Source organism: Paenarthrobacter sp. CM16 (assembly GCF_013179505.1).
GTDB lineage: Bacteria > Actinomycetota > Actinomycetes > Actinomycetales > Micrococcaceae > Arthrobacter.
Genome location: NZ_JABMCX010000033.1, coordinates 1 through 24,406 on the forward strand (window position 1 = coordinate 1; position 24,406 = coordinate 24,406).

17 protein-coding genes, 2 tRNA genes and 2 pseudogenes are annotated in these 24,406 nt (G+C 63.1%); 7 read left to right on the top strand and 14 right to left on the bottom strand.

Translation table 11 applies throughout. The features are described from left to right. The 3 genes and pseudogenes from HP499_RS04525 to HP499_RS04535 all read right to left on the bottom strand — a co-directional run. Nucleotides 1-290, bottom strand: a pseudogene (locus HP499_RS04525) (amidohydrolase); the annotation flags it as partial. A 47-nt stretch (nt 291-337) separates the two neighbouring features. Next, the gene (locus HP499_RS04530; protein ID WP_172322735.1) at nt 338-1,069 is read right to left on the bottom strand and encodes a hypothetical protein; all 732 of its coding nucleotides are present in this window, start codon (nt 1,067-1,069) and stop codon (nt 338-340) included. Between the two features lie 48 nt (nt 1,070-1,117). Beyond that, nucleotides 1,118-1,867 carry a DUF5058 family protein gene (locus HP499_RS04535; RefSeq protein WP_172322736.1) on the bottom strand — a complete coding sequence of 250 codons (750 nt, stop codon included), beginning with the start codon at nt 1,865-1,867 and terminating at the stop codon, nt 1,118-1,120. A 273-nt stretch (nt 1,868-2,140) separates the two neighbouring features. Here HP499_RS04535 and HP499_RS04540 point away from each other — a divergent pair, with 273 nt between their 5' ends. Continuing rightward, nucleotides 2,141-3,589 (top strand): amidase, encoded by a 1,449-nt coding sequence (locus HP499_RS04540; RefSeq protein ID WP_172322737.1) that lies wholly within the window; start codon nt 2,141-2,143, stop codon nt 3,587-3,589. Here HP499_RS04540 and HP499_RS04545 read toward each other — a convergent pair. The 8 genes from HP499_RS04545 to HP499_RS04580 form a co-directional block, all read right to left on the bottom strand. After that, complete coding sequence (locus tag HP499_RS04545; RefSeq protein WP_172322738.1) at nt 3,573-4,526, bottom strand: Lrp/AsnC family transcriptional regulator; 954 nt, start codon at nt 4,524-4,526, stop codon at nt 3,573-3,575. The genes HP499_RS04540 and HP499_RS04545 overlap by 17 nt on opposite strands. 149 nt (nt 4,527-4,675) lie before the next feature. Then, nucleotides 4,676-5,515 carry an aldo/keto reductase gene (locus HP499_RS04550; RefSeq protein ID WP_172322739.1) on the bottom strand — a complete coding sequence of 280 codons (840 nt, stop codon included), beginning with the start codon at nt 5,513-5,515 and terminating at the stop codon, nt 4,676-4,678. A gap of 134 nt (nt 5,516-5,649) precedes the next feature. Then, complete coding sequence (locus tag HP499_RS04555) at nt 5,650-6,090, bottom strand: hypothetical protein (protein ID WP_172322740.1); 441 nt, start codon at nt 6,088-6,090, stop codon at nt 5,650-5,652. A gap of 8 nt (nt 6,091-6,098) precedes the next feature. Continuing rightward, a complete protein-coding gene (locus tag HP499_RS04560; protein WP_172322741.1) occupies nt 6,099-6,755 on the bottom strand; it encodes a bacterial proteasome activator family protein in 657 nt (218 codons plus the stop codon). A gap of 83 nt (nt 6,756-6,838) precedes the next feature. Beyond that, complete coding sequence (locus tag HP499_RS04565; RefSeq protein ID WP_172322742.1) at nt 6,839-7,030, bottom strand: YbdD/YjiX family protein; 192 nt, start codon at nt 7,028-7,030, stop codon at nt 6,839-6,841. Continuing rightward, nucleotides 7,030-9,300 carry a carbon starvation CstA family protein gene (locus tag HP499_RS04570; RefSeq protein WP_172322743.1) on the bottom strand — a complete coding sequence of 757 codons (2,271 nt, stop codon included), beginning with the start codon at nt 9,298-9,300 and terminating at the stop codon, nt 7,030-7,032. Before HP499_RS04570 ends, HP499_RS04565 begins: the two co-directional genes overlap by 1 nt. A gap of 200 nt (nt 9,301-9,500) precedes the next feature. Further along, the gene (locus HP499_RS04575; protein WP_172322744.1) at nt 9,501-10,043 is read right to left on the bottom strand and encodes a PadR family transcriptional regulator; all 543 of its coding nucleotides are present in this window, start codon (nt 10,041-10,043) and stop codon (nt 9,501-9,503) included. A 30-nt stretch (nt 10,044-10,073) separates the two neighbouring features. Beyond that, on the bottom strand, nt 10,074-11,057 hold the full coding sequence (locus HP499_RS04580; protein WP_172322745.1) for an NAD(P)H-quinone oxidoreductase: 984 nt from the start codon (nt 11,055-11,057) through the stop codon (nt 10,074-10,076). A gap of 102 nt (nt 11,058-11,159) precedes the next feature. On the opposite strand from HP499_RS04580, the gene HP499_RS04585 reads away from it, so the two are divergent. From HP499_RS04585 to HP499_RS04600, 4 genes are all read left to right on the top strand, one after another. Further along, nucleotides 11,160-11,247: transfer RNA gene (locus tag HP499_RS04585), tRNA-Ser, on the top strand. 226 nt (nt 11,248-11,473) lie between these two features. Next, a complete protein-coding gene (locus HP499_RS04590; protein ID WP_172322746.1) occupies nt 11,474-12,259 on the top strand; it encodes a VOC family protein in 786 nt (261 codons plus the stop codon). Nucleotides 12,260-12,421: 162 nt separating this feature from the next. Next, complete coding sequence (locus HP499_RS04595) at nt 12,422-12,913, top strand: septum formation family protein (RefSeq protein ID WP_172322747.1); 492 nt, start codon at nt 12,422-12,424, stop codon at nt 12,911-12,913. Nucleotides 12,914-13,087: 174 nt separating this feature from the next. Next, a complete protein-coding gene (locus HP499_RS04600) occupies nt 13,088-17,623 on the top strand; it encodes an ExeM/NucH family extracellular endonuclease (protein WP_172322748.1) in 4,536 nt (1,511 codons plus the stop codon). Between the two features lie 81 nt (nt 17,624-17,704). On the opposite strand, the gene HP499_RS04605 is transcribed toward HP499_RS04600, so the two are convergent. Next, entirely contained in the window at nt 17,705-19,654 is a 1,950-nt protein-coding gene (locus tag HP499_RS04605) for an FAD/NAD(P)-binding protein (protein WP_172322749.1), read from the bottom strand. A gap of 60 nt (nt 19,655-19,714) precedes the next feature. On the opposite strand from HP499_RS04605, the gene HP499_RS04610 reads away from it, so the two are divergent. Both HP499_RS04610 and HP499_RS04615 read left to right on the top strand, forming a co-directional pair. Next, nucleotides 19,715-21,961 (top strand): prolyl oligopeptidase family protein, encoded by a 2,247-nt coding sequence (locus tag HP499_RS04610; RefSeq protein ID WP_172322750.1) that lies wholly within the window; start codon nt 19,715-19,717, stop codon nt 21,959-21,961. A gap of 153 nt (nt 21,962-22,114) precedes the next feature. Further along, a tRNA-Ser gene (locus HP499_RS04615) sits at nt 22,115-22,202 on the top strand. A gap of 178 nt (nt 22,203-22,380) precedes the next feature. Here the strand turns inward: HP499_RS04615 and HP499_RS04620 are convergent. Continuing rightward, nucleotides 22,381-23,814: an MFS transporter gene (locus HP499_RS04620; protein WP_172322751.1), complete on the bottom strand. Its 1,434-nt coding sequence runs from the start codon at nt 23,812-23,814 to the stop codon at nt 22,381-22,383. A gap of 191 nt (nt 23,815-24,005) precedes the next feature. After that, a pseudogene (locus HP499_RS04625) lies at nt 24,006-24,406 on the bottom strand (recombinase RecQ); the annotation flags it as partial.

The window sequence follows — 24,406 nt, forward strand, 5'->3', positions numbered from 1 at the left end:
GTGTCCGTGCTGGCGTAATCCAGCCCGGTGGCTTCCTCGATGGGGAGGCCATCCGAATCTGCGCGGAACGCCGCCACCGGACCGTCACCGTTCCGCAGGACTCCCACCACTCCTGTGCCGCCGCAGCGGAAATGCTCAATCCCCAGACGGTCCAACTGCTCTTCAATGAGTGCTGCTGTGGCGAACTCCTGCATTGACAGTTCCGGATGGGCGTGCAGGTGACGGTACAGGGAGTGCAGTTCGGCGGTCTGTTCGGCGTCGAGTCGCAGTTCGGTGGCTGTCTGGGTCATTGGCCTGTCTTCCTGGTGGTTTTGCGGGGTTTTGGGGGGCGGGGCTGTTATACGTGCGGCGTGGCCTCGTTGATGGCTTCCTTGCAGCGGAAGAACCATGCCAACAGGATGGTGCCCAGAACAGCTATGGCGGTGGACACCATGGCGAGCGACGGCACCAGCGGCAGAACAATGAACACGACGACCGCCGAAACCAGCAGCGCGAACACCGTGGTGCGTGGCTGCTTCATGGACACGATGGCCTGCACCAGCACGGCACCCAACACAGCAGGCAGCACGTACAGGCGCGTCACCAGCAGCACTGAGGGAGGGATGACACTGATGAGCCAAGTGCCCAGGAGACCAACGAAGATTGCCAGTGACATCAGGTGGACTGCTGCGGCGCCACAGATAGCGACGACGGCGGCCAACTCGGCACGCTTGCTGCCCGGCTTTGCCCCGATGTTGGTTTGGGCGATCAGCGCCGCAGGAAGGAGTTTGCTGGAAATATTGCCGATCATGAATGCCTGGTACATGCCGGCAGGTCCCAGCACCGGGTAGTACGTGAGCGGCTCCACGATCCAGATAATGCCAAAAGTTGCAGCGACTGCGGCAAAGGCGATCCATAACTGGGCGGCAGTGATGTCCAGCCCGCCGAAAAAGACCAGGAACAAGGGGCCGGCCAAGGAAATAAGGAGCCCCGCGATCATGGTGATCTGGCCCCAACGGGAGGTAGTCCGGTTGAAATCTGCCATACCGGTTTGGGTGATGGTGACAGGAGCAGAGGTGGTGGAGGACATACTGGGTATTCCTTTCGGGCTCATGGAAGGGGACGGCGACGGGCGGTCTCAGGAGCCGACTGCGAGGTAGGCTGCGGCCAGCCCGATGACAATGGAGGAACCCAGCCCCCACTCGCGCAGCCAACTCCTGCGAAGCCTTTGCGCCAGCAGCAGGCACAAGCCCATCACCGCGGCGGAGACGATGAAGGCCAACACATGGACCCCGGATTTAGGGAGCTCCGTGAGCCCAAGGCAGGAAAAGGCGCCGATCAAAGCTGCCGCCGGGACGATCGCCATGGCCGCAGGGTTAACGGATCGGATTTTGGCGTCTCCTTTGCGGAGCAGCGGCGTCAGGATCAAGGTGGCCAGCATCCACATGGCGCCGCCGATGCTCATGACGAAGAAGGCGACAGCAAAAACGCTTTGGGTGTAGCTGGCCTCACCCAGCTTGGCCCCCAAGGTTCCCGCGGAGACACTGGCCGCTGACACCTCGTAGGCTGCCGATCCAATAAGGCCGATGCGTACAAGGACAGCAGGCGCCCCGAAGAGGCCCAACAGGGCAATGGCGACCAGGCACACGGCCAAGGAAGGTCCGATTGCGGAGACGGCCCCGGAGCGAAACGAGGTCTTGATGTCCTGCGGACTCATCTCAACCGATGGTGCCGCCCGCCGGGCGGCCTTCATGAAGATCACGGATTGGAGGATAATGACGCCGAAGACGCCGGCCACGCAGATCCACAGGACAGGATTGTTGGCGATGACCATGATGTCGGTCGAATCGGTGGGAACCAGTGATTGCAGTGCCAGGGGTTGGTGCATGGAAACCTCCGGGTGAGAGCCCCTCAGCTGTTCCTCGACCGGAACGACGCTGTGCAGTGTGTGGCGCTGTGGGGCAAATCCATACCCAGTAACCGGATCGGCCACGGGGTTAGAAACACCATTCACTATGAGCCGGATCACAAACAATAGCTGACGGAATCAGCCTCTCATCTGGCCGAATCCGTCAAACCTTGCCATCGGGGGTTCCGGGCTTCCGCGCTCCGGTGTGACGGGGCACACTTCAAGGCAGTAGACATCCAGCAAAGGAGCACCATGCCTGAGACCATTGGCGAGCTGTCCGCCGTCGAACTTTCCGCAGCGATCCGGGCGAAGAAGATCTCTGCCCGCGAAGCCCTGGCCGAACACCTTGAACGCATCGCCGAGGTCAACCCCGTGATCAATGCAGTGGTGACCCTCGACGCCGAAGGTGCCCAGACCTTGGCGCACCGTGCGGACCAACTGACGGCGTCCGGGGCACAACTCCCACCCCTTCACGGCGTGCCAATGACCCACAAGGACACCAACAACACCGCCGGGATGCGCACCACGCAGGGCTCGCTCGCCTTGCGCGACTTCGTTCCCGACGCCGATGACCTCATCATCGCGCGGTTGAAGGCGGCCGGCGTGGTCAGTACCGGAAAGTCGAACGTTCCCGAGTTCGGAGCCGGCTCCCACACGTTCAACGACCTCTTCGGGACCACCACCAACCCCTACGCGCCCACCCTCAGCGCCGGCGGCAGCAGTGGCGGGGTGGCCGCCGTCGTCGCTTCCCGTGTCCAAAGCATCGGCGACGGCAGCGACATGGGCGGCTCGCTCCGCATCCCGGCTTCCTTTTGCAATGTGGTGGGCTTCAGGCCCTCGACGGCGGTGATCCCCATGCCGTCCGACGTCAACGCCTACGCGTGGCTGGGAAGGACCGGCCCCATGGCTCGGAGCGTGGAGGACATCGCTTTGTTCATGTCCGTGACTGCGGGCAAGGATCCCCGCGTTCCGCACCCGGAGGGGCTCAACCCGGAGGTTTTCCGGGAAGGGCTCCAAGCCGATATGCATGGCGTCCGGATCGGCTGGTCACCGGACTTCGGAATCGGGGTCCCCGTGGACCGTGAAATCCTGGATCACCTTGAGCGGCAACTGGAGGTCTTTGAGCAGCTCGGGGCGATCGTAGAAGAAGCCACCCCCGATTTCAGCGAAGCCGACCTTGTATTCGGCAATACCCGTGCCATGGACTTCGCCGCAGGACTGGGACCTATCCTGGAACGCGCCGGGGACGTCATCAAACCCGAGGTGCACTGGAACGTCCGGAAGGGCTTCGATCTCACTGCCCGGGACCTGCTGGAGACCGCGGCGGCCCGAACACGGCTGGAACAAAGCGTCCAGTCATTCTTTGGGCAGTACGACCTCTTCGCCAGCCCGTGCGCGCAGGTCCTCCCCTTCGATGCCTCGCAGCGGTACCCGGCGGACATTGCCGGGGTGCCTTCGGAAACGTATCTGGACTGGATGCGCTCGGCCTGCCTGTTGTCCGCCACGGGGTTACCTGTGCTCAGCGTCCCGGCCGGCTTTGGTCCTTCAGGACTCCCTATCGGGCTGCAACTGGCCACCAATCACTACACGGATATGCAGTTGCTGCGCTACGGCTACGCCTTCGAACAGCAGACCCTGTATGCAGGCGTCGCGCCTGAAGTGACATCAGCGCAGAAACCAATGACTACCGTGAGCGCATAACCCTGCCACCGCGTTTTCCTGCGTCCAACAGGATGGAAACATCCACGGTGACGGCGTTCTGCGCCCATGCCGAATCCGTGATGAAACTGTAAAGGGCTGCCATGTCCTGCACCGTGACATCGGCCATGATTTGATAGTCGCCGGCGATCGCCGCGGCATAGCGGACAGTAGGCAGCTCCGCCAGGCTCTTGCCCACCTGTTCAACATGCTGCGGAGAGGCCCGGATCCAGAGCAGTGCCTCAACGTTCAAGCCAAAGGACGCCGGTTCAAGGATCGCGCGTAAATGAACCTGGTTGTTGGCCAGCAACCATTCGGTGCGGCGACGCGCTGTTGCTTCCGAGACACCCACCCGCCTGCCCAACGCTTCAAAGCTCATCCTGCCATCGGCACAAAGGGCATCAACGATCTCGTGGTCCTGGCGGCTCAATTCCTGCCGCGGCACCAGGCTGCCGGAATCGCGGGTGAGGCTGGAGCGGAGCACGTCCGCTTGGTCGTTGGGGAGGATCTCCGGCCGCCACCCGCGGATGGTGCGGAAGTATCGCAGTACGGGGTAGCTGGTGGCGTCTCGCAGGCCAATGGTTGCCGGTAACTCGTCAGAGAGCACATCACCCATGCGGGATGGCTCGGTGAGGATCTCCGCAACGCAGTCTCCGGCACCCGTAGTGGTGTACACGAACGTGGTGTCCGCCCTTTGCCCCAGTGCATGGGCCGCTGCCCGCACTGTACCGGGCAGGCACCGCATCTGCACCAGCACCACGGCCGGCTTGGGCCGGATGCCCACCACGGCGACCGCCCCGGACTCCAACAGCTGTGAGCCGCGGCGGGCCACGGTTCGCTCTGCTTCGCCGAGCGCCGCCGCCATTTTGCGCCAAGGGCACCGCGGGTCCAGTTGGAGAGCGGCAACAATCTGCCGCTCCAAGGCGTCAAACACCACCATGCAAGCTCCGTCCTCCGTGGGCTGGGGTTGCTCAATTTCACCACGGACTCAGGTGCGGGGCGTCACGACGCCGGGTACCGGCCTCGTGCGTTAACGGCAAGTGCCCCGCCCCCGGGGAGGGGACGGGGCACCGGGATCAGGCTTCGGGTTTAGGCGAAGTCGGAGACTGCCGGGTCCGGTCCAATGCGGCCTTCGGCACCGCGGTCAAGACCGTTGATGGCCTCGATGTCCGTGGCGTCCAGCGTGACGTTGAGCGCTGCGAAGTTTTCTTGGATGCGGGACTCAGTGACGGACTTGGGAATGACCACATTGCCGATGGCCAGGTGCCAGGCGATGACCACCTGGGCGGGAGTGGCATCGTGCTTGGCGGCAATCTCGGCAACCGTGGCGCTTTCAAGCAGCTCGCCACCCTGTCCCAACGGCGACCAAGCCTGGGTCAGGATGCCCTTGGAGGCGTTGAATTCGCGGAGGTCTGCCTGGTTGAAGAACGGGTGAAGCTCCACCTGGTTGATGGCCGGAACAACGCCGGTTTCATCGATGATGTGCTGCAGGCCTTCCTTGGTGAAGTTGGAGACACCGATGGACTTGACCCGTCCGCGCTTCTTGAGCTCGATAAGGGCCTTCCAGGTGTCCACGTATTTTTCCTGCTTGGGCTGCTGCCAGTGGATCAGGTACAGGTCCAGGGTCTCAAGGCCGAGACGGTCCATGGACTCCTCGAAAGCGGCGAGGGTGGACTCATAGCCCTGGTCAGCGTTCCACAGCTTGGTGGTGATGAAGATGTCCTCGGCGGAAAGGCCGGAGGAAGCAATGGCGCGGCCGACGCCGGCCTCGTTGCCGTAGATCTTGGCGGTATCGATGTGGCGGAAGCCGGCTTCGAAAGCCTGGCGCACCACCTTTTCGGCTACATCGTCTTCAACTTGCCACACCCCGTAGCCGAGCTGGGGGATGGTGTTGCCGTCGTTGAAAGTAAGTGTTGGTGACGAAGTCATGTGTGCCATCCTGCCAGCACGAACCTGTTAAAAGCCCGGATTGTTACGGAGATCAGCTCTGCGCTTAACTTCTTGTCCAGGAGGAATAAAGGCGTGCGCGTGTAGTTGCGCACGCTTGGCTTATTGTTTGCTTGTCAGGCCCTGAGTTGCCGCTCCGCGTCAGCCACCTGCTCGAACACCGACTCAGCACGCCGCCTGACGGACAGGGCTCCCACCGGCACGGGGCCCACAGCCAGCCTCAACATCGCCGCCGCCTCTGCTGTGGTGGCCAAGGAATTACCGGCCTTGGACAACGCCCGGTGCACGCCGGCCAAGGCCCCGGGAACGTCCAGTCCGTCGCTCGGAGAACGTTTTTGTGCCTCGACGCAAATAGTCCTCACACGGGCAGACAACTCAGCGAGCTCGTTGGCGATCTGAACCAGTTCGCCATAGAGCTGTTCATCATCAACGCCCTCGAGAACCTGGTGATACCGATCCAATCCACGGTGGAAACGGTCATGGGCGCGCCGCCACAGCCCCTTGCCAAGCTCCAGATCGTCTTTCCGTCCTTGGCGGACGGCCCCAAAGAAACCCACCTGGGAACTCAGAGGTACTGACCCGGACCGTGGTCGGGGTCTTCCGGCCGGCCCGGCTGAGGAGCAGTACCGGGAACCCCCGGCGCTGCGGCCCGTTGCGGCTGACCGTTCTCACCGATAACGATGCCCGGCGCAATAACAGTCCCCGGCGGGAGCTGGCGAAGGTGCATCTGCGCGGCCGCATGTTCCTTGGCAGCCTGCTGGGCAGCCAGGGCTGCCTGAATGCCGTGGAACAAGCCTTCCAGCCAACCCACCAGCTGTGCTTGGGCAATGCGAAGCTCCGCATCCGAGGGCGCCTTTTCATCAGGGAAGGGCAAGCTGATGCGTTCCAGCTCCTCGATCAGCTCCGGTGCCAGCCCGTCCTCGAGTTCCTTGATGGAGCGCTCGTGGATTTCAGCGAGGCGGCCACGGGCAGCGTCATCCAGGGGCGCGGCCTTCACTTCCTCCAGGAGTTGGCGGATCATGGTTCCGATCCGCATCACCTTGGCCGGCTCGTCTACGAGCTCGTGAAGGTTGCCTGCCTTGGGTTTGGCAGCTTTCCCGGGCTCTCCCCCGTCGGATTGCTGTCCGAGGGGCTTCTCAAGCCCACCTTCCAGCGTGGTTCCCTCCACGGGGGTGTCGTCCGAAGCCTCATCCGTGGGCTGAATGTTGTTCAGATCGCTCATTCGTTCATACTCTCATGGGGTTCGCGCGAACCGCCGTCCAATCTTTCATTGTGGACTTCGTTCATAGCGAAACCCGCCCCCTTTCAGCAGCAACGCCCTTGGGGATTGCTGTCCTGCCGGTCCATCCGGTCCCGCCAGAACTCACGTTCGGTCATGGCGGGACCGGCGTGGCCGCCGGCATTGAAGTGTTCAAGGTACTTTTTGTATGCATCGGCGCCCATGAGCGAACCCATGTAGGTGGCGAACCCGCGAAGTCCTTTGGCCACGGCATTCATCAGTGATGTCCGGCTTTCTGCGTTCTTTTTTCCGCTGGGAGGGCATTCCACTCAGCGAGCAGGGCCTTCTCCGCCGGGGTCGGGATCAGTCCAGCCGGGGCATACACCCTGGACGGCACCGCCGGGTCCTCATGGTCCTGTCCACCGCCGGCACGGATAGCCTTGATGGTTGCCAGCAGTGCGGCCACGATCACGATGATGCTCAGGGTCACGAAGATGACCGACAACACGCCCTGGATCATGGTGTTCCTGACCACCGCTTCCATGGCGGCCACGGTCTTGGCCGTGCCGAACTCGGTCTTGCCATCCGCCAGGGCCTTGGAGAATGCCTGGTTGTTGGCGAAGTAGCCCACTGCGGGAACCGGCGAGAAGATCTTGTGGAAGCTGGCGGTGATGGTCACCACTGCGGCAAAGGCAAGCGGCACCGCCACTATCCACAGCCACTTGAAGACACCGCGCTTGGCAGTGATGGCCAGGCACACGGCCAACGCAATGGCAGCCAGGAGTTGGTTGGCAATGCCGAACAACGGGAAGAGAGTGTTGATGCCTCCGAGGGGGTCGGTGACACCCATCAGGAGCACGGCACCCCATGCACCCACCATGATGGCGGTGCACAGCCAGGCACCGGGTCGCCAGGATGCTTCCTTGAACTTGGGAACAAAGTTGCCGATGGAATCCTGCAGCATGAAGCGGGCAACACGCGTGCCGGCATCCACGGCAGTCAGGATGAACAGGGCTTCGAACATGATGGCGAAGTGGTACCAGAAGGCCATCATGCCGGGCCCGCCGATGAACTGCTGCATGATGTGCGCCAGGCCCACTGCCAAGGTGGGTGCACCACCGGAACGGGAAATGATGCTTTCCTCGCCCACGTCCTTGGCCGTCTGCGCCAGGACATCAGGAGTGATGTTCACGTTGGCCAAGCCGAGGCTGTTCACCCATTGCGCTGCGGATTCCACCGTTCCGCCGGTGAGGGCAAGGGGCGCGTTCATGGCGAAGTAGATGCCACGGTCGATCGAGATGGCAGCCACCAGGGCCATGATGGCAACAAAGGATTCCATCAGCATGCCGCCGTAGCCGATGAAACGGGTCTGGCGTTCCTTCTCAATCAGCTTCGGTGTGGTGCCGGAGGAAATGAGGGCGTGGAACCCGGACAGGGCCCCACAGGCGATGGTGACGAAGAGGAAGGGGAAGAGCGCGCCGGAGAAGACGGGGCCGTTCTCACGGCTGGCGAACTCGCTGAACGCCGGGACGGTGATTTCCGGCCGCACCACGATGATGGCGAGCGCGAGCATCACGATCACGCCGATCTTCATGAAGGTGGAGAGGTAGTCGCGCGGGGCCAGCAGCAGCCACACCGGCAGGATGGCGGCAATGAAGCCGTAAACGATGATGCCCCAGGCGATGGTGACCTTATCCAGGTGGAAGAAGGCCGCGCCCCACTCGGTTCCGGCCACGGCACCGCCGCCGATGATGGCCGCCATAAGGAGGACAAACCCGATGATGGATACTTCCATCACCTTGCCGGGCCTGATGAAACGCAGGTAGACGCCCATGAACAGTGCGATGGGGATGGTCATCCCCACGGAGAAGACGCCCCACGGGCTCTCTCCCAAGGCGTTGACCACCACAAGCGCCAGGATGGCCACAATGATGATCATGATCAGCAGCGTGGCTACCAGGGCCGCCGTTCCGCCAATGACGCCCAGCTCTTCACGTGCCATCTGGCCGAGGGAACGGCCGCCGCGACGCATGGAGAAGAACATGACCAGATAGTCCTGGACGGCACCGGCAAGGACGACGCCGATGATGATCCAGATGGTGCCGGGCAAGTAACCCATCTGGGCTGCAATGACCGGCCCCACCAGCGGACCGGCTCCGGCAATTGCGGCGAAGTGATGGCCGAACAACACATTCCGGTCGGTGCGGACATAGTCCTTGCCGTCCGCCTTGTATTCAGCGGGAGTAGCACGGCGATCGTCCGGCTTGAGCAGGTACCGCTCAATGACCTTGGAGTAGAAGCGGTAGCCGATCAGATAAGTACAGACTGCGGCAAAAACGAACCAGATGGCATTCACAGTCTCACCGCGCACCAGGGCCAGCATGAACCACGCCACGGCTCCCAGCAGCGAAATAGCTACCCAGAGGCCGATCTTGGCCGGAGTCCACTTCCGCTCTTCAGCCTCCCGCACCGTGTCATCCACGGCCGGTGAAGGCAGCGCGGGATCCAATTTATCCGCGAGCCCTGTCTTGTCAGGAACCTTGCCCATATCTCCTCCTTGAGAACTGCTGCAGTGATGGGTACTGCTGTTTGTGGCGATCTTCGCGGTGGGGACCGCATCGCCGGTTGCCTTCCAGCACAGTAACAACCGTCACAGACAAGTAAAGGGAGCACGCGCCACCCCTGAACAAAGGGTCGGTAAACGGTCACATCCCTGCGGCGGGTGACCAAGGTCCGCGCCGTGGTGGACTAGCCGGCGCCGCCATTGACCTGCGCCTGCACCATGCGGGCCTCGCACAGGTCCAGCCAGCGCACCTCTGCCTCTGCTTGGAAAATCAGGGAGTCAAGCACCAGAAGTCCCGCGGTGTCGATGGAACGCTGATGGGCGGACGCTGCCTTCCTCGCCTGCGTGTGCTCCTGCAAAGCCTGGACGGAAACCTCCCGCTGGGCTTGGATCACAGCGGACGTATCAACGCCCGGCAACGTCACGGCAAGTGCAAGCTTGATGGCAATCTCGTTCCGTGGCGGGGTGCCACGGTCCACGGCCCCGCCAAACCAGGCCACCACTTCCTCAGCCCCGGCGTCCGTAATGCTGTAGATGACGTGGCCGCCGCCGTCGTCGCCGTCTTTACTGACCAGGCCATCGCGCTCAAGGCGGTCAAGGGTGGTGTAGACCTGCCCGATGTTCAGCGGCCAGGCGGCTCCTGTCCGGTCCTCGAATTCGACCCGAAGTTCATAGCCGTACCGGGGCTGGTCCTGGAGCAGGGCCAGCAGGCTGTGCCGGATGGACATAAGGCTCCTCGCTGCGGGTGGACGGACGGATCAGAGAAGCAGCAGGACCTTGCCCACATGTTCGCCGGAATCAAAGTACTCGTGGGCTTCCCGGACCTGGTGCAACGGGAAGGATTTTGCTACCAGGGGTTTGATCCTGCCGTCCGTCAGCATCGGCCATACGGACTCACGAACGGCGGACATGATGATGCCCTTTTCCGCCACGGGCCGAGGCCTCAGCGCTGTGCCAATCACGGCAGCACGCTTGCTGAGGAGTTGCCCCAGGTTGATCTCCGCTGTAGTTCCGCCTTGCAGGCCGATCACTATGAGGCGGCCATAGTCGGCGAGCGCGTCAATGTTCTGTTGGAGGTACTTGGCACCCACGACGTCGAGGATCACGTCAGCGCCTTTGCCCCCGTTTTGTGCCTTGAGGCTTTGGGCGAAATCCTCTTCGGTGTAGTTGATGGCGATGTCGGCGCCCAGGAAGGCCTTGGCGGTTCCCACCTTCTCGTCGGTTCCTGCGGTTGTAGCTACCGTCGCGCCGTACGCTTTGGCCAACTGGATGGCCATGGTGCCTATCCCGCCCGTTGCACCGTGGATGAGCACAGTCTCCCCGGGTTGCAGCTGTGCGGTCATGATGAGGTTTGAGTAAACGGTGGCGGCAACTTCGGGCAGGGAAGCGGCGGTGATGAGGTCCACGCCCTCAGGGATCCGCAGCACTTGTTCGGCGGGCACGGCCACTTGCTGGGCGTAGCCGCCGCCGGAGAGCAGTGCCACTACCTTGTCTCCCACGGAGAAGGCCTTGGTAACGCCGGGACCAAAGGCTGCGATGCGTCCGGAGACTTCAAGCCCGGGAATGTCCGAGGCCCCAGGTGGCGGCGGATAGAAGCCGCGGCGCTGTTGGACGTCCGCGCGGTTCAAGCCGGCGGCGACGACGTCGATCAGGACCTCGCCTGTCCCCGGGACCGGTGCGGGGACCTCGCGGATTTCGAGGACTTCGGGCCCGCCTGGCTCTGAGATGTAGACGGCTTTCATGACGAACTCCCGGTTTCTTGCTGGTCCTCAAACCCCCGGGGCAGGGGTTGGAGGACGTGATGTTTTGGAACAGCCAACTCCCTATGAAACACTACTAGGCGAGGAAGGTTGTCCGAGCGGCCTAAGGAGCTGGTCTTGAAAACCAGTGTGCGGTAACCCCGTACCAAGGGTTCAAATCCCTTACCTTCCGCAAATGAGATGCCCCGGGTCCCAGGACCCGGGGCATTTTTGCATGCCCAACCCTCCTCCGCAGGGCCTCGCGCGGCACTCCGCTGAGCCGTCCGGCCTGCCAACTGAGAACTGACACCCGGAAGATCATTGAAAGTGTCAGACCCCCCGCATAGTGTTCTGTCTGTCTCCACACCACTGACATATGCCGTAGCTTTCGCCGCGGAATAACAACAGGAGCCCGACCCATGCCTAAGCCTGACATCACTCCCGGCGCACCCTGCTGGATTGATCTGATGACGTCCGATACTGAAAAAGCGAAGACGTTCTACAACGCGCTTTTTGGTTGGACCTACGAGACCGGGGATGAGGAAAAGTACGGCGGCTACATTACGGCTTTGAAGGATGGCCGGATGGTGGCAGGCATCATGGCGAAGCAGGCTGACATGGGCGCCATGCCGGATGTCTGGTCCACCTACCTGCGCACCGATGACATCAAGGCGACCACGGAGGCAGCAGCCGCCCACGGAGGCCAGGTGTATTTGGAACCCATGGACGTTCCTGAGCAGGGCAGCATGGCCATGTATGGCGATGCTTCAGGCGCCTCGATCGGTGCTTGGGAGTTCGGTGAAATGACCGGTTACGAACTCGCGGCTGAGGCCGGCGCTCCGGCATGGCACGAACTCCTTTCCAAGGACTATGACGCCGCGGTCACCTTCTACCAGAAAGTCTTCGGCTGGAACACGGAGGTCATGAGCGACACTCCTGAATTCCGGTACACCACCCTTGGCGCCGGGGACGAGGCCAAGGCGGGCATCATGGATGCCTCGGGCTTCCTCCCGGAGCAAGTCCCCTCCATGTGGAGCGTCTATTTCGCCGTGGAGGACACGGACGCCGCAGTGGAGCAGGCCACCGCCTTGGGTGCCACTATCACCCAACCCGCCGAGGACACTCCTTTTGGCCGCTTGGCGACGCTGCAGGACCCCACGGGTGCCGTCTTCAAAGTCATTCAGGACCTGGGCCAAACAGCCTAGCTTTCACACAACGGGCCCGCCCGGCTGCCTCCTACCCAGGGGCGGTCGGCCGGATCCGCTCATTGCCGGTGTTGGGGGATCAGCCGGCGTGGGTCCTTGTCTGGTCCCTCATGGTTGACCGCAGGCCTGCTGCCTGTGTTCCTTTCCGGAATGAGGACCCCTATGCACCACTTTTCACGAAGCCTGAAGACTGCCGCTGTGCTGGGCATCGCATCGATCGCGCTGGCGGGCTGTTCTTTGATCAGCAGCGGCGATGCCAGGCGGGACGAATCGGGAAAGCCCACGGAATCTTCCAAGGCTGATGCCTTCAAGGTGAAGCTGGGTGACTGCATCGCCAATCCGGACAGCCAGGAGGTTGTGGATGTGACCGTCATCCCGTGCGATCAGAGCCACGATCTCGAGGCGTACGCACTGACCAACATGGACGCATCAACATTCCCTGGTGATACCGAAGTGGGCACCCAGGCCGAACAGTACTGTGGCGCCCAATTTGCACCTTTCGTTGGCGTGCCCTTCGAAAATTCCGAGTTGGAGGTCACCTTCCTCCACCCTACCAGCGACTCGTGGAAGAACGGAGACCGCGAAATTCTCTGCCTGATCGGCGGCGCGTCCGGTGCCGCGACCACGGGATCCCTTAAGGGTGCAGCCAAATAGCGCAGGTGCACCCGATCGGCCACCCCCGGTCCACCTGCCATTCATTCCACCGTGTTCTGCTATGCCCGAGCAACAGGTTTACGCCGGAGTAACTTCCGGAACAACGCCCACATCACCAGAGTGTGGGCGTCGTCCAAAAAGGCCCCACAGGGCCCCTAATGAAAGTTAGAGCGGATGCACCAACAACATTGGAAAGTATTGGCAGGAACAGTCTTGTCAGCGGGGTTGCTTGCCGCCCCGTTGACGGCAGCTCCAGCCATGGCAGCGGATGATCCATCCGCACCCGCCGGCTCGTCGCCGGTGGTGATCAACGAGGCGTACCTGAGCGGCGGCAGCGCCGGCGCCGCCTTCAAGAACAAATTCGTGGAGCTCTACAACTCCTCTGATTCCCCCGTCAGCCTGGCGGGCTGGTCACTGCAGTACCGGTCCGGCACCGCCACCGCTGCACCCACGGGGATCACTCCCCTGTCCGGCAGCATCCCGGCCAAGGGTTACTTCCTGGTCCAAGGGGCCACCAACAGCGGAACGTCCACCGCGCCGGCACTTCCCACGGCCGATGTGCAGGCCACCGGAACTCTGAATCCCAGCGGAACCACGGGCACGTTGATCCTGGCGAAGCAGGCCGGCGCCGTTACCCCGCTCCCTGCGGGCCCGGTCACGGAGAACGCCGCTATTGCCGACCTCCTGGGCTATGGCACCTCCAACACTTTTGAGACTGCCCCGGCAACCGCGCCCACCGGCAACTCGGACGTCAAGAGCCTGAACCGCACCAATGGCGCTGACACCAACTCCAACGCCGCCGATTTCAGCCTCAGCGCCACCATTACCCCCACCGCCTCAAGCGGCGGCGGAACTCCGCCCGTGGATCCCCAGCCCGAACCCGGAGTCAAGGCCATTGCCGACATCCAGGGAACCGGACCGGCCAGCCCACTTGCGGGCAGCACCGTGACCACCCGTGGCAAGGTCACCGCCGTATACGCCACCGGCGGCTTCAACGGTTACTACCTCCAGACCCCCGGAACCGGCGGTTGGACCGCCGGGGCGGCCAGGTCGGCGTCGGACGCTGTGTTCATCTATTCACCGACGACGGCGGCCACGGTCCAGCAGGGCGATTACCTGGAACTCACCGGTGTTGTCAGCGAATTCGCCAACCAGACCCAGCTCACTGTTGAAGCTGCAGGGATGAAGAAGCTCACTGAGGCGGCTCCCGAGGTCAAATCCACACCGTTCACATTGCCGGCCAATGAGGCGGCCAGGGAGAGCCTGGAAGGCATGCTCGTGGCGCCCCAGGGGGACTTCACTGTCACGGACAACTACTCCCTGAACCAGTATGGCGAAATCGGCCTCGCGGCCGGAACGTCACCTTTGGTCCAGCCCACGGCTGTGGCCGCGTACGGCTCCCCGGAGCACGCGGCAGTGGTTGCGGACAACGCCCTCCGGGCCATCAAGCTCGACGACGGCGCATCCACCAACTTCCTGAAGGATGCCACCACCAAAGCACAGGTCCTGCCGTACCTGACAGCGTCGGATCCCGTCCGCGTGGGTTCACCCGCGCAGTTCCGGACAGACGTCATCCTGGGCTACGGCAACAACTCCTGGAAGTTCCAGCCGCTGGCGGCATTGAGCCCGGCCAACGCTGAGTCCGTCCAGCCGGCGGGCTTCACTGCCAGCCGGCCCGAGGGTCCGGCAGATGTTGGCGGCAGCCTCAAGCTGGCTTCCTTCAACGTGCTCAACTACTTCCCCACCACCGGTGACCAGCTCACGGGGTGTGTCTTCTACACGGACCGCGAAGGCAACCCGATCACGGTCAAGGAAGGCTGCAACGCCCGCGGTGCAGCCAACGCCGAGAACTTCGAGCGCCAGCAGGCCAAGATCGTCGCGGCCATCACCAAGTCCGGCGCCGACGTCGTATCCCTCGAGGAAATCGAGAACTCCGCGCAGTTCGGCAAGAACCGTGATGATGCCCTGTCCAAACTGGTGGATGCCCTCAACGTGAAGACGCCTGGCGTATGGGACTACGTGCGGACGCCCGCCAATGCTCCCCCGCTGAGCGATGAGGACATGATCCGTACTGCCTTCATCTTCAAGAAAGCCGTGGCTGAGCCTGTAGGCGAGTCCATCATCCACAACGACACCGTGGCATTCGCCAGCGCACGCAAGCCCCTCGCGCAGGTTTTCAAGCCGGTGGGCGGATCGGATGACAAAAAATTCATCGCGATCGTGAACCACTTCAAGTCCAAGGGCTCGGCCGCTACTCCGGACGATACCGACAAGGGCCAGGGCGCCTCGAACATTGCCCGCACCAAGCAGGCTGAATCGCTGCTCGCTTTCTCGAAGGATCTTCAGGCCTCCAAGGGCACGGACAAAGTCTTCCTGATCGGTGACTTCAACGCCTACGCCAAGGAAGACCCCATTAATGTCCTCACGGGTGCCGGCTACACGGACCTTGAGGCGGGCACCGGCAAGCACTCATATCTGTTCGGCGGCATGGTGGGTTCCTTGGACCACATCCTTGCCTCTCCGGCTGCAGCCAAGGCAGTCACTGGAACCGATATCTGGAACATCAACTCCGTGGAATCCGTAGCGCTTGAGTACAGCAGGTATAACAACAATGTGACCAACTACTATGCCGCGGACGAGTTCCGGGCCAGCGACCACGATCCTGTAGTGGTGGGCCTGAACCTGACCACGGAAGCACCAGCAAGCGTTGACCTGCAGTTCCTGGGGATCAACGACTTCCACGGCCGCATCGACACCAACACCGTGCTCTTTGCAGGGACGGTGGAGAAACTCCGCGCGGCAGCTGCCCCCGGCGCAACGGCCTTCATCTCAGCCGGCGACAACATCGGCGCCTCACTCTTCGCTTCTGCGGTAGCGAAGGACCAGCCCACCATCGACGTCCTGAACGCCCTGGAGCTGCAGGCCTCCGCTGTAGGCAACCACGAGTTCGACGGCGGCTGGCAGGACCTGCGCGACCGCGTCGTCGCCGGAGGTACCAACGCGAAGTTCGCCTACCTCGGCGCCAACGTTTACCAGAAGGGCACCACCACGCCCGTATTGCCGGAGTACAAGGTGCTGGACATGAACGGCATGCGGGTGGCCGTCATCGGCACGGTCACCCAGGAAGTTCCTTCCCTGGTGACACCCGCCGGAATCCCGGACCTCGAATTTGGGGATCCCGTGGAGGCCATCAACCGGGTTGCCGCGAAGATCAAGGCCGACGACCTGGCCGACCTCATCATCGTGGAAAACCACGACGGCGCCGCATCCGGCACTCCTGAGGGTGCCACGCTGGAGCAGGAAGTGGCCGCCGGAGGACCGTTCGCCAAGCTGGTCAACGAAACCACTCCCGACGTTGCTGCCATCTTCACCGGACATACACACAAGGAATACGCCTGGGACGCACCGGTACTGGACGCCAACGGCCAGCCGACCGGCAAGACCCGTCCCATCGTTCAGACCGGCAACTACGGCGAGAACGTGGGCAGCGTGACGCTCACTGTGGACACTGCCAGCAAGTCGGTGACGGCGTACAAGGCAGCGATCGTGGACCGGACCACCGAGACCGCCGAAAGCCTGGTTGCCGCGTACCCGAGGGTGGCTGCAGTGAAGACCATCGTGGACAAGGCGCTCGCCCAAGCTGCTGAAATCGGGAACCAGCCCGTTGGCACAGTCACCGCCGATATCACCACGGCCTTCACTCCGGACCCGGCCGGCGGCGCTCCCAAGCGTGACGATCGCGCCAACGAGTCCACCCTGGGCAACCTGGTGGCGGACTCCCTGGTGGACACCCTCAAGGCACCCGAGCTGGGTGCGGCGGAGATCGGCGTCGTAAACCCCGGCGGCCTGCGCAACGAGCTCTACTACGCGCCGGACGGAACCATCACCTACGCCGAGGCCAACGCGGTCCTGACGTTCGTGAACAACCTATGGACCACGTCCCTGACGGGTGCCCAGTTCAAGACGCTCCTGGAGCAGCAGTGGCAGACCAACGCTGACGGCACCGTGCCCAGCCGCCCTTACCAGCAGCTTGGCCTGTCCAAGAACGTCAACTACACCTATGACGCCGCCCGTCCCGCAGGCGACCGCATCACCGGCATCTGGGTGAACGGTGGCCTGATTGATCCCGCAAAGCAGTACAGGATCGGTACCTTCAGCTTCCTTGCCACCGGCGGTGACAACTTCAGGGTCTTCAAGGAGGGCAGCAACACCAAGGACACCGGGCTGGTGGACCGCGACGCCTGGATCAAGTACCTGCAGGAGCACAAGCCGGTGTCGCCGGACTTCGCCCGCCGTTCGGTCGCTGTGGTGAACTCCACCGCAGCCGGTGTCAAGGCAGGCGAGCCGATCACGTTGGCAGTTTCCAAGCTGAACCTGACGTCCATTGGCAGCCCTGCCAACGCCACGCTCAACGCCGTCTTTGTTGACAGCAAGGGGGCCTCGGCACCGCTCGGATCCGTGCCCGTATCAGCGGGGGCGGCAACGGTTGACCTCAAGGTTCCCGCCGCAGCAGCTGCAGGCACCGGCACGTTGGTGCTCACCGCCGTCGAAAGCGGAACCGTGGTGAAGGCCCTGGTAACGGTTGCTGAGAGCGGACCGAACCCGCCCCAGTGCACGGCGCCCACCAAGCCGTCCAAGTGGTACGACATCGTGGGCTGGCTCAGGTACGCAGTCGCGTGGCTGGAGTACCAGAGGTGCTTGAGGGGCTAACACGCCCTGAGTGAGAAACAGCAGGGCCCCTCCTTCGTGAGGGGCCCTGCTGGCGTCTTACAGGAGCTATCTGGTCGGGGGTTAGCGGGCCAGGATGCTGCGGGCAATCTCGTCGGCATCGCGGAGCGTCCGCTGTCCGCTGGCGTAGGCCCGTCCGGTCCGTGGACGTGCTTCCGCAGCAATGGCCGTGCCCCACTGCACCGCGGAGAGTTGAAGGCCCAAGACGTAGAGATTCCTGGTGATGGACCCGTTCGCCGCCACCGGCCGGTATGGATGCGGTTCAACATCCAAGCCGGTTGTCTGCACGGGAACGCCCTCGCCGCCCATCATGATCTTGGCTCGGACCAAGCCATCAGCCATCAGCTGTTCCAGCAAGGGAGAGACGTTCATGCCCACCCTGTTCGCCGGCGACATCGCCTCGATCAAAGTGGGCGCCTCCACCGGCTCATCATGGACCCACGGAGAAACGGCCCGGAATACCTTGGCGAAACGGTCCACGCTGAACTTCGGGTCAGGTCCCACAAAACTCACGACGCCGGCACGCGCCAAAGCGGCCAGCTGCTCCGAGCGCAGTGCAGGAGCACCGCTGGCCAGCCCTTCCACGAAGGACTCGAACCAACCGCGGAGACCTGAGAGCCACGACTCATCCGTGATTCCGCCATCCGCCACCACCGATTTGAGGATGGCCCGTCCGGTGTGCAGTGCACCGATGGCCATTTTGACGGGGTCCGCCTCCCCAAGGGCGGAACGCCTGGCATCATCATCCAAGTAAGCCGTGATGGCCGAGTCCAGCTCACGCCGTGATGCAAAGGTACGCCCTGCGAGCGGCGCAGCAAGTCCGCGAAGGTTCAAGCGGCGGGAGGCCACTACGTGCTTCTCCACGAGGTCACCGACGCTGCTTTCCCAATGCGTGGTGGTGTGCGCGTGTACTTGGAGCGCGTCTTCAAGATCGGCGAGGAACTGCGCAGGGTCCTTGATGGCCGCGGGTTGGGAACGGGCCAGGGTTGAGTAGTAAGCCCACAAAGCGTCGCGGTGCAGCAGGGGCCACAGGTCATGATCAAAGCCAGGCTGGATTCCCGCTGCACGGAACCGGTCCACGGCGTCTTCGGTCAGGTACCTCATGGTGATGCTGCTCGGATAGTAACCATCCAGACCCGCCTTGGCCCGGTATGGCGTGCCGCGGCGGGAGGCAGCGATGATTTTTGGCTCGCGTCCCGATGCCCGGTACTCCAGAACCCCGGCTCCCGGGGCGCCGGCGTCAACAAATTTGCCACCACGTCCCTCCGTCAACTGGCCCATGACATCGAAGAAGTTCAGTCCCATGCCGCGCACCAGGACAGACTGGTTGTCCGGTACGGTTTGCCAGTCGACGTCGGCCGGCGGTGCAGGTGGAAAGTAGAGCAGCCCCTGCTCCTCTGCAGCGCGTTTGAAAGAGCGCTGCTCCGGATTCAGACGGGACTCAACGTGCCCCAGCGCCAAGACCACGGAGCCGACGGTGAGGGTGTCGCCGTTGGCGAGTTCGACGTCGAACCCGTCCGCTGTTCCGTCCGCCAGGGGACGTGCCGCTACGGCGGACGTGCCATGGAAGGTGACCTCGACGCCGTCGGGCAGCCGGTCCAGCAACCCCGCCAAGGTTTGCCGCAGGTACCTGCCATACAGGGCCCGGCTGGGGAAGTTGTTCGCTTCCAGGGTAGCTAGTTCCGCCTTTTCGGCGTGGTTCAGTCCCTCGCCATCACGACGACGCGCCTGGCGCCATTGCTCGAAGGAACCACCTGCCAGGGGCGGGGCCAACCGCGGGTCTTCGGGGATCAGGGTGGGATAGAACGACTGGGTGTTCATCAGGTACAGCCGTGACTGCTCCGGCTGCCACACGTGGCCGGAACCGGCCGGAAAAGGATCCACCACATCGATGTGAAGGCGGGTTCCCTGCGGGGTATCTGCAGCCCAATTCGCAAGCAACCGTTCAAGGACGCTGGTACCGCGAGGGCCCGCCCCTATGAGGGCAACACGGTTGGTTTGCGATTTAGCCACGCTCAAGCGTAACTTCCGTGTGACTTGCTTCCAGTCGAACACTGTTGCTTGGATGGGGCGATGACCACCACAGAAGCTGATCAGGCGCCACTTCCCGGGAAAGACACTGCCACCACCACCGGGCCGCGACATGCCGCGGACGTCGCGCCTGAGCCCACGGATGAAAACGTCTGGCTCGAGGACATCCACGGTGAGGAACAGCTGGCGTGGGTCCGCGAACAGAACGCCCGTACCGAGGAACTGCTCGAAGACACCGAGTATGCCGCTGTTGAAGCCGGCATCCTGGAAGTCCTTGACTCAACAGACCGCATCGCCATGGTCTCCAAACGCGGCGACTACTACTACAACTTCTGGAAAGACCAGGAACACCCCAAAGGCCTGTGGCGCCGCACCACCTGGGAGAGCTACCTCAGCGAAGAGCCGGAGTGGGATGTCCTGCTGGACATCGACGCACTTGCCGCGACCGAGGAAGTTGAGTGGGTCTTCCACGGCGCCGGTTTCCTCCGGCCCGCCGAGGGAGAGGAGTACCGCCTGGCTATGGTTTCGCTCTCCCCCGACGGCGGCGACGCGGACCGGCACCGCGAGTTCGACGTCGAATCCCGCACCTTTGTGCAGGACGGCTTCGACCTCCCTACAGCCAAGGGAAACGTGAGCTGGCTCGATGCGGACACTCTGCTGGTATCCAGCACGGCAGATGGGCTTCCCGCAACGACGTCCTCCTATGCGCGCACCGGGGTGAAGCTTCGCCGCGGCCAAGCGCTGGCCCAGGCTGAGCGCCTTTTCGAGATCCCCGAAGACCACATGCTGGCCATGGTGGCCCACGACTCGACGCCGGGCTACGAGCGGACCTTCGCAGTGGACTACATCGATTTCTACAACCGGAGCACGTGGTTGCTGCGCGAAGACTCGTGGGTGGCAATCGACGTACCCACCGACGTCAACATCAGCGCCCACCGCGACTGGCTGCTGTTCCGTCCGCAGAAAGACTGGGACGTGGACGGCGCCGTGTACCCCGCAGGTTCCCTGCTGGCTGCCGATTTTGAGTCCTACCTCGCGGGGGCGCGCTCTCTCCTGGTCCTGTTCACGCCGGATGCCCAAACGTCGCTGCAGTCCTGGAGTTGGACCAAGGATTACCTGCTGCTGAACCTTTTGCGCGACGTCTCCTCGGAAATTCGGGTGTTGGACCCTTCCACTACTGACGCCGAAGGTGCTTGGACGTCCACCCTCCTGGATGCTTGCCCGCCGCTGCATGATGTCAACGCCTATGCCGTGGATGAGGAAGACCCGGGCGCAGCCGGCAACGACTTCTGGCTCGTTGCCACCGGTTTCACCACGCCCACCACGCTGACGCGGGGAACGCTGACGCCCTCCGGGGACAGGCAGTCCGGCGGCGGCGGTGACGGCGGCGTGGTGAGCCGGCATGCCGAAGTGAAGCGGTCGCCGTCGTTCTTCAACGAAGCCGGGTACGAGGTCCAGCAGCACTTTGCCGTCTCTGCCGATGGCACCAAGGTTCCGTACTTCCAGGTGGCGTCCAAGGACTTGGTCCTCGATGGCCAGAACCCCACGCAGCTCTCCGGCTACGGCGGGTTCGAGATCTCCCGGACCCCGGCCTACAGCGGGTCCATTGGCCGGGCATGGCTCGAACGGCGAACTGTGGGCGTTTCCTCCGAGGACGGCACCGGCGCACACTCGCGCGGCGGGGTCTACGTTGTGGCCAACATCCGCGGCGGCGGCGAATATGGACCCTCATGGCACCGGGCCGCCCTTCAGGAGAACCGTCACCGCGCCTACGAGGACTTCGCAGCTGTGGCCCGGGACCTGATCTCCCGTGGCGTCACCAGTCGCCCGCGCCTGGGCTGCGTCGGCGGCTCCAACGGCGGGCTGCTGGTGGGCAACATGCTCACCCAGTACCCCGAACTGTTCGGCGCAGTGTCCTGCGGCGTGCCGCTCCTGGACATGCGCCGGTACACCAAGCTCTCCGCCGGGTACTCGTGGATCGCCGAATACGGTGACCCTGATGTCCCCTCGCAATGGGACTTCATCCGCACCTTCTCGCCGTACCACCTGCTGCATGACGGCGTGGAGTACCCCGAGACGTTCATCTGGACTGCCACCTCCGATGACCGGGTGGGACCCGTCCAAGCCCGCAAGATGGCTGCGCGCATGCAAGCCATGGGCATCCCGAATGTGTGGTTCCACGAGGCCCTTGAAGGAGGCCACGCCGGCGCGTCGGATAACCGGCAGGCGGCGGCATTGCAGGCGCGGAGCAACCACTTCCTGTGGCGATCTCTGGCTGGGAGCAACTGACCGCATTCACGGATCCATTTCGATGGTCCGCTGCAAGCCGGGCCGTTCGTACGGCCCCCTGAGCAGCGAACCATCGAAACGGGCGGGAGAATGTCTACGTTTTGCGCTGGACGGCACGTTCTGCGTATCCTTGGTGGGCTAGCAATAGCAAAGGGAGACGTGCCAGAGCGGCCGAATGGGCTTCACTGCTAATGAAGTGTGGGGCACAACTCCACCGGGGGTTCAAATCCCCCCGTCTCCGCGAATTGGTCCCGGTTTTTCGAAACCGGGACCTTTTGCGTTTAAGCGTGCTTCCTCCCTCAGGAATCCGGAGCTATAGCCGACGTGCATAAATTCCGGATGCGCAAAGGGCAGGAGCTCAGCCGCGCTTCACTCTGCCGCCGGGCTAAGCTCCCCCGCTGTGCTCTGCTGGTTTTGCCTCATCCGGTTTTGACGCCGCCGCTGACCTCAGCCCCCGCGTGGCGGTGCAGGGTGAGGCTGTCCACGGTGCTGATCAGCATCAAAACAGCCATGGCTACGAATGCACCCTTGTAAGCAGCCACCTGATCCGGACCGAACACGTCGGTGGTCTCGAACAACCGCAGGAACAAAGCGCCCACTGCGATCCCGGCTGCAGCCGCCAACTGAACCAACGTTGCCGAGATGGCGTTGGCCGACGGCAGTTGCCCGGGAACGATGTCCGCGTACTGAACCGAGGCGTAGGCAGAAAAACCGATGGAACGGAAGGCGCCGCTGAACAACAACAAGGCGAAAATGAGGGGCTCAGGTGTTTGGGCATCAAGGAAAGCGCACAGGGAAAACGTCACAGCCGAGGCGAACGAGGCAAAGACAAGCACCGGTTTGAACCCGAAGCGCCTGATCAAGGGCGTAGTTGCCGGTTTGATCCCAATATTGCCCACAAACACCGCTGCCACCATCACACCTGCCTTCAGCGGATCCCAGCCAAACCCATCCTGAAACATCAACGGCAGCAGGAAAGGGACCGAGCTGATGGTCAGCCGGTAGATAAACCCTCCAGTAGACGTGGCCCTGAAGGTCCGGGTCCCGAACACGTCGAGGTTGAACAGGGGAACTTTCGCTTTGCTCATCCACCAGACTGCGCCTGCAAGGGACAGAACCCCGGCGATGACCACGCCTGCTGCAAGAAGGTTGGACGCGTGCCCGCCCAAGGTTTCCAGGCCCACCACCAACGCCCCTACGCCCAGGGTTGTCAGGAGGAGTCCGAACCAGTCCAGTCGTCGTTTCCCGTCAAACTGTGTCCGCGGAACCAGCCGCAGCGCGGCGATGAAGGCAGCCAATCCCAGTGGAACGTTGATGATGAAGATCCAGTGCCATGAAAGGAAGGTGGTGAGCGCCCCGCCCACCATCGGGGCCAGGACAGGTGCAAGAAGCCCCGGCCACACGAGGTAGGCGGTGGCGCGCAGAAGCTCGGACTTGGGTGTGCCCCGCAGAACCACCAGGGTGCCCACGGGCACCATCATGGCTCCGCCCATCCCCTGGGCTACCCTGCTCAGCGTGAGCATGGTCAAGTCGGTGCTGATGGCGCAGAGCAGGGAGGCAATGGTGAACACCGAAATTGCGAGACAGAAGATCCTGCGGGCACCAAAACGCTCCGCCAGCCAGCTACTCAAAGGGATACCCATGGCAACAGTCACCAGGTACGCCGTCATGGTGATGTTGATGTCGGCCGGTGCCACCCGGAAATCGGAGGCGATGCTGGGAATGGCCGTGGTCAGGATGGTCCCGTCCAGGAACTCCATGAAAAATGTCGCGGCCACCAGCAGTGCCAGTCGCGGCCGCCACGTCGGCTGGTCAGCGGCTTCGACGTCGGTGTTGCTCGGGTTTGTGCTCATGGCTCCGGTCCGGGTTCTGGAGTGCCCGCGACGGACAGCAGGCTGTTGGGTCGATCCTATAGACGCAGAGTGGGAGCGATCACAACATGACGCAGCTCCGGGCAGAGTTCCAGACGCAGTTCCCTGCGCAGTTCCATCCGCAGTTCCCTGCGCAGTTCCATCCGCAGTTCCATCCGAGAGGTCCTGCCCCCCTAGCCCGCCTGCGCCAACGCGAGCGGCAGCACCGCCCCCACGCCGGCATGACGCAGCGCCCTGGCCGAGACCGTCATGGTCCAACGGCTGTCAATAAGGTCATCGACCAATAGCACTGGCTGGCCACCCAGGCCGGCCAAAGCCTGGGCGAGATCGGAACCGACTACCAGCCTGTCCCACACCCCTGCCAGCCTGTAGGCACTGTTACCGCCGCGAGCGCCGGTCGGTCCGCCATGCTGGGCCTGCAGTTGCCCGAGGTAGGGCATACGTCCTATGCCGGCAATTCCCTGAGCCAAGGATTCAACCAGTTGCGGCTTGCTCCGTGAAGGAATGCTGACTACGGCCGCCGGACGGCCGACACCGCTCCAGGGGGTCCCGCCCTCAGCACCTGACCATTCCC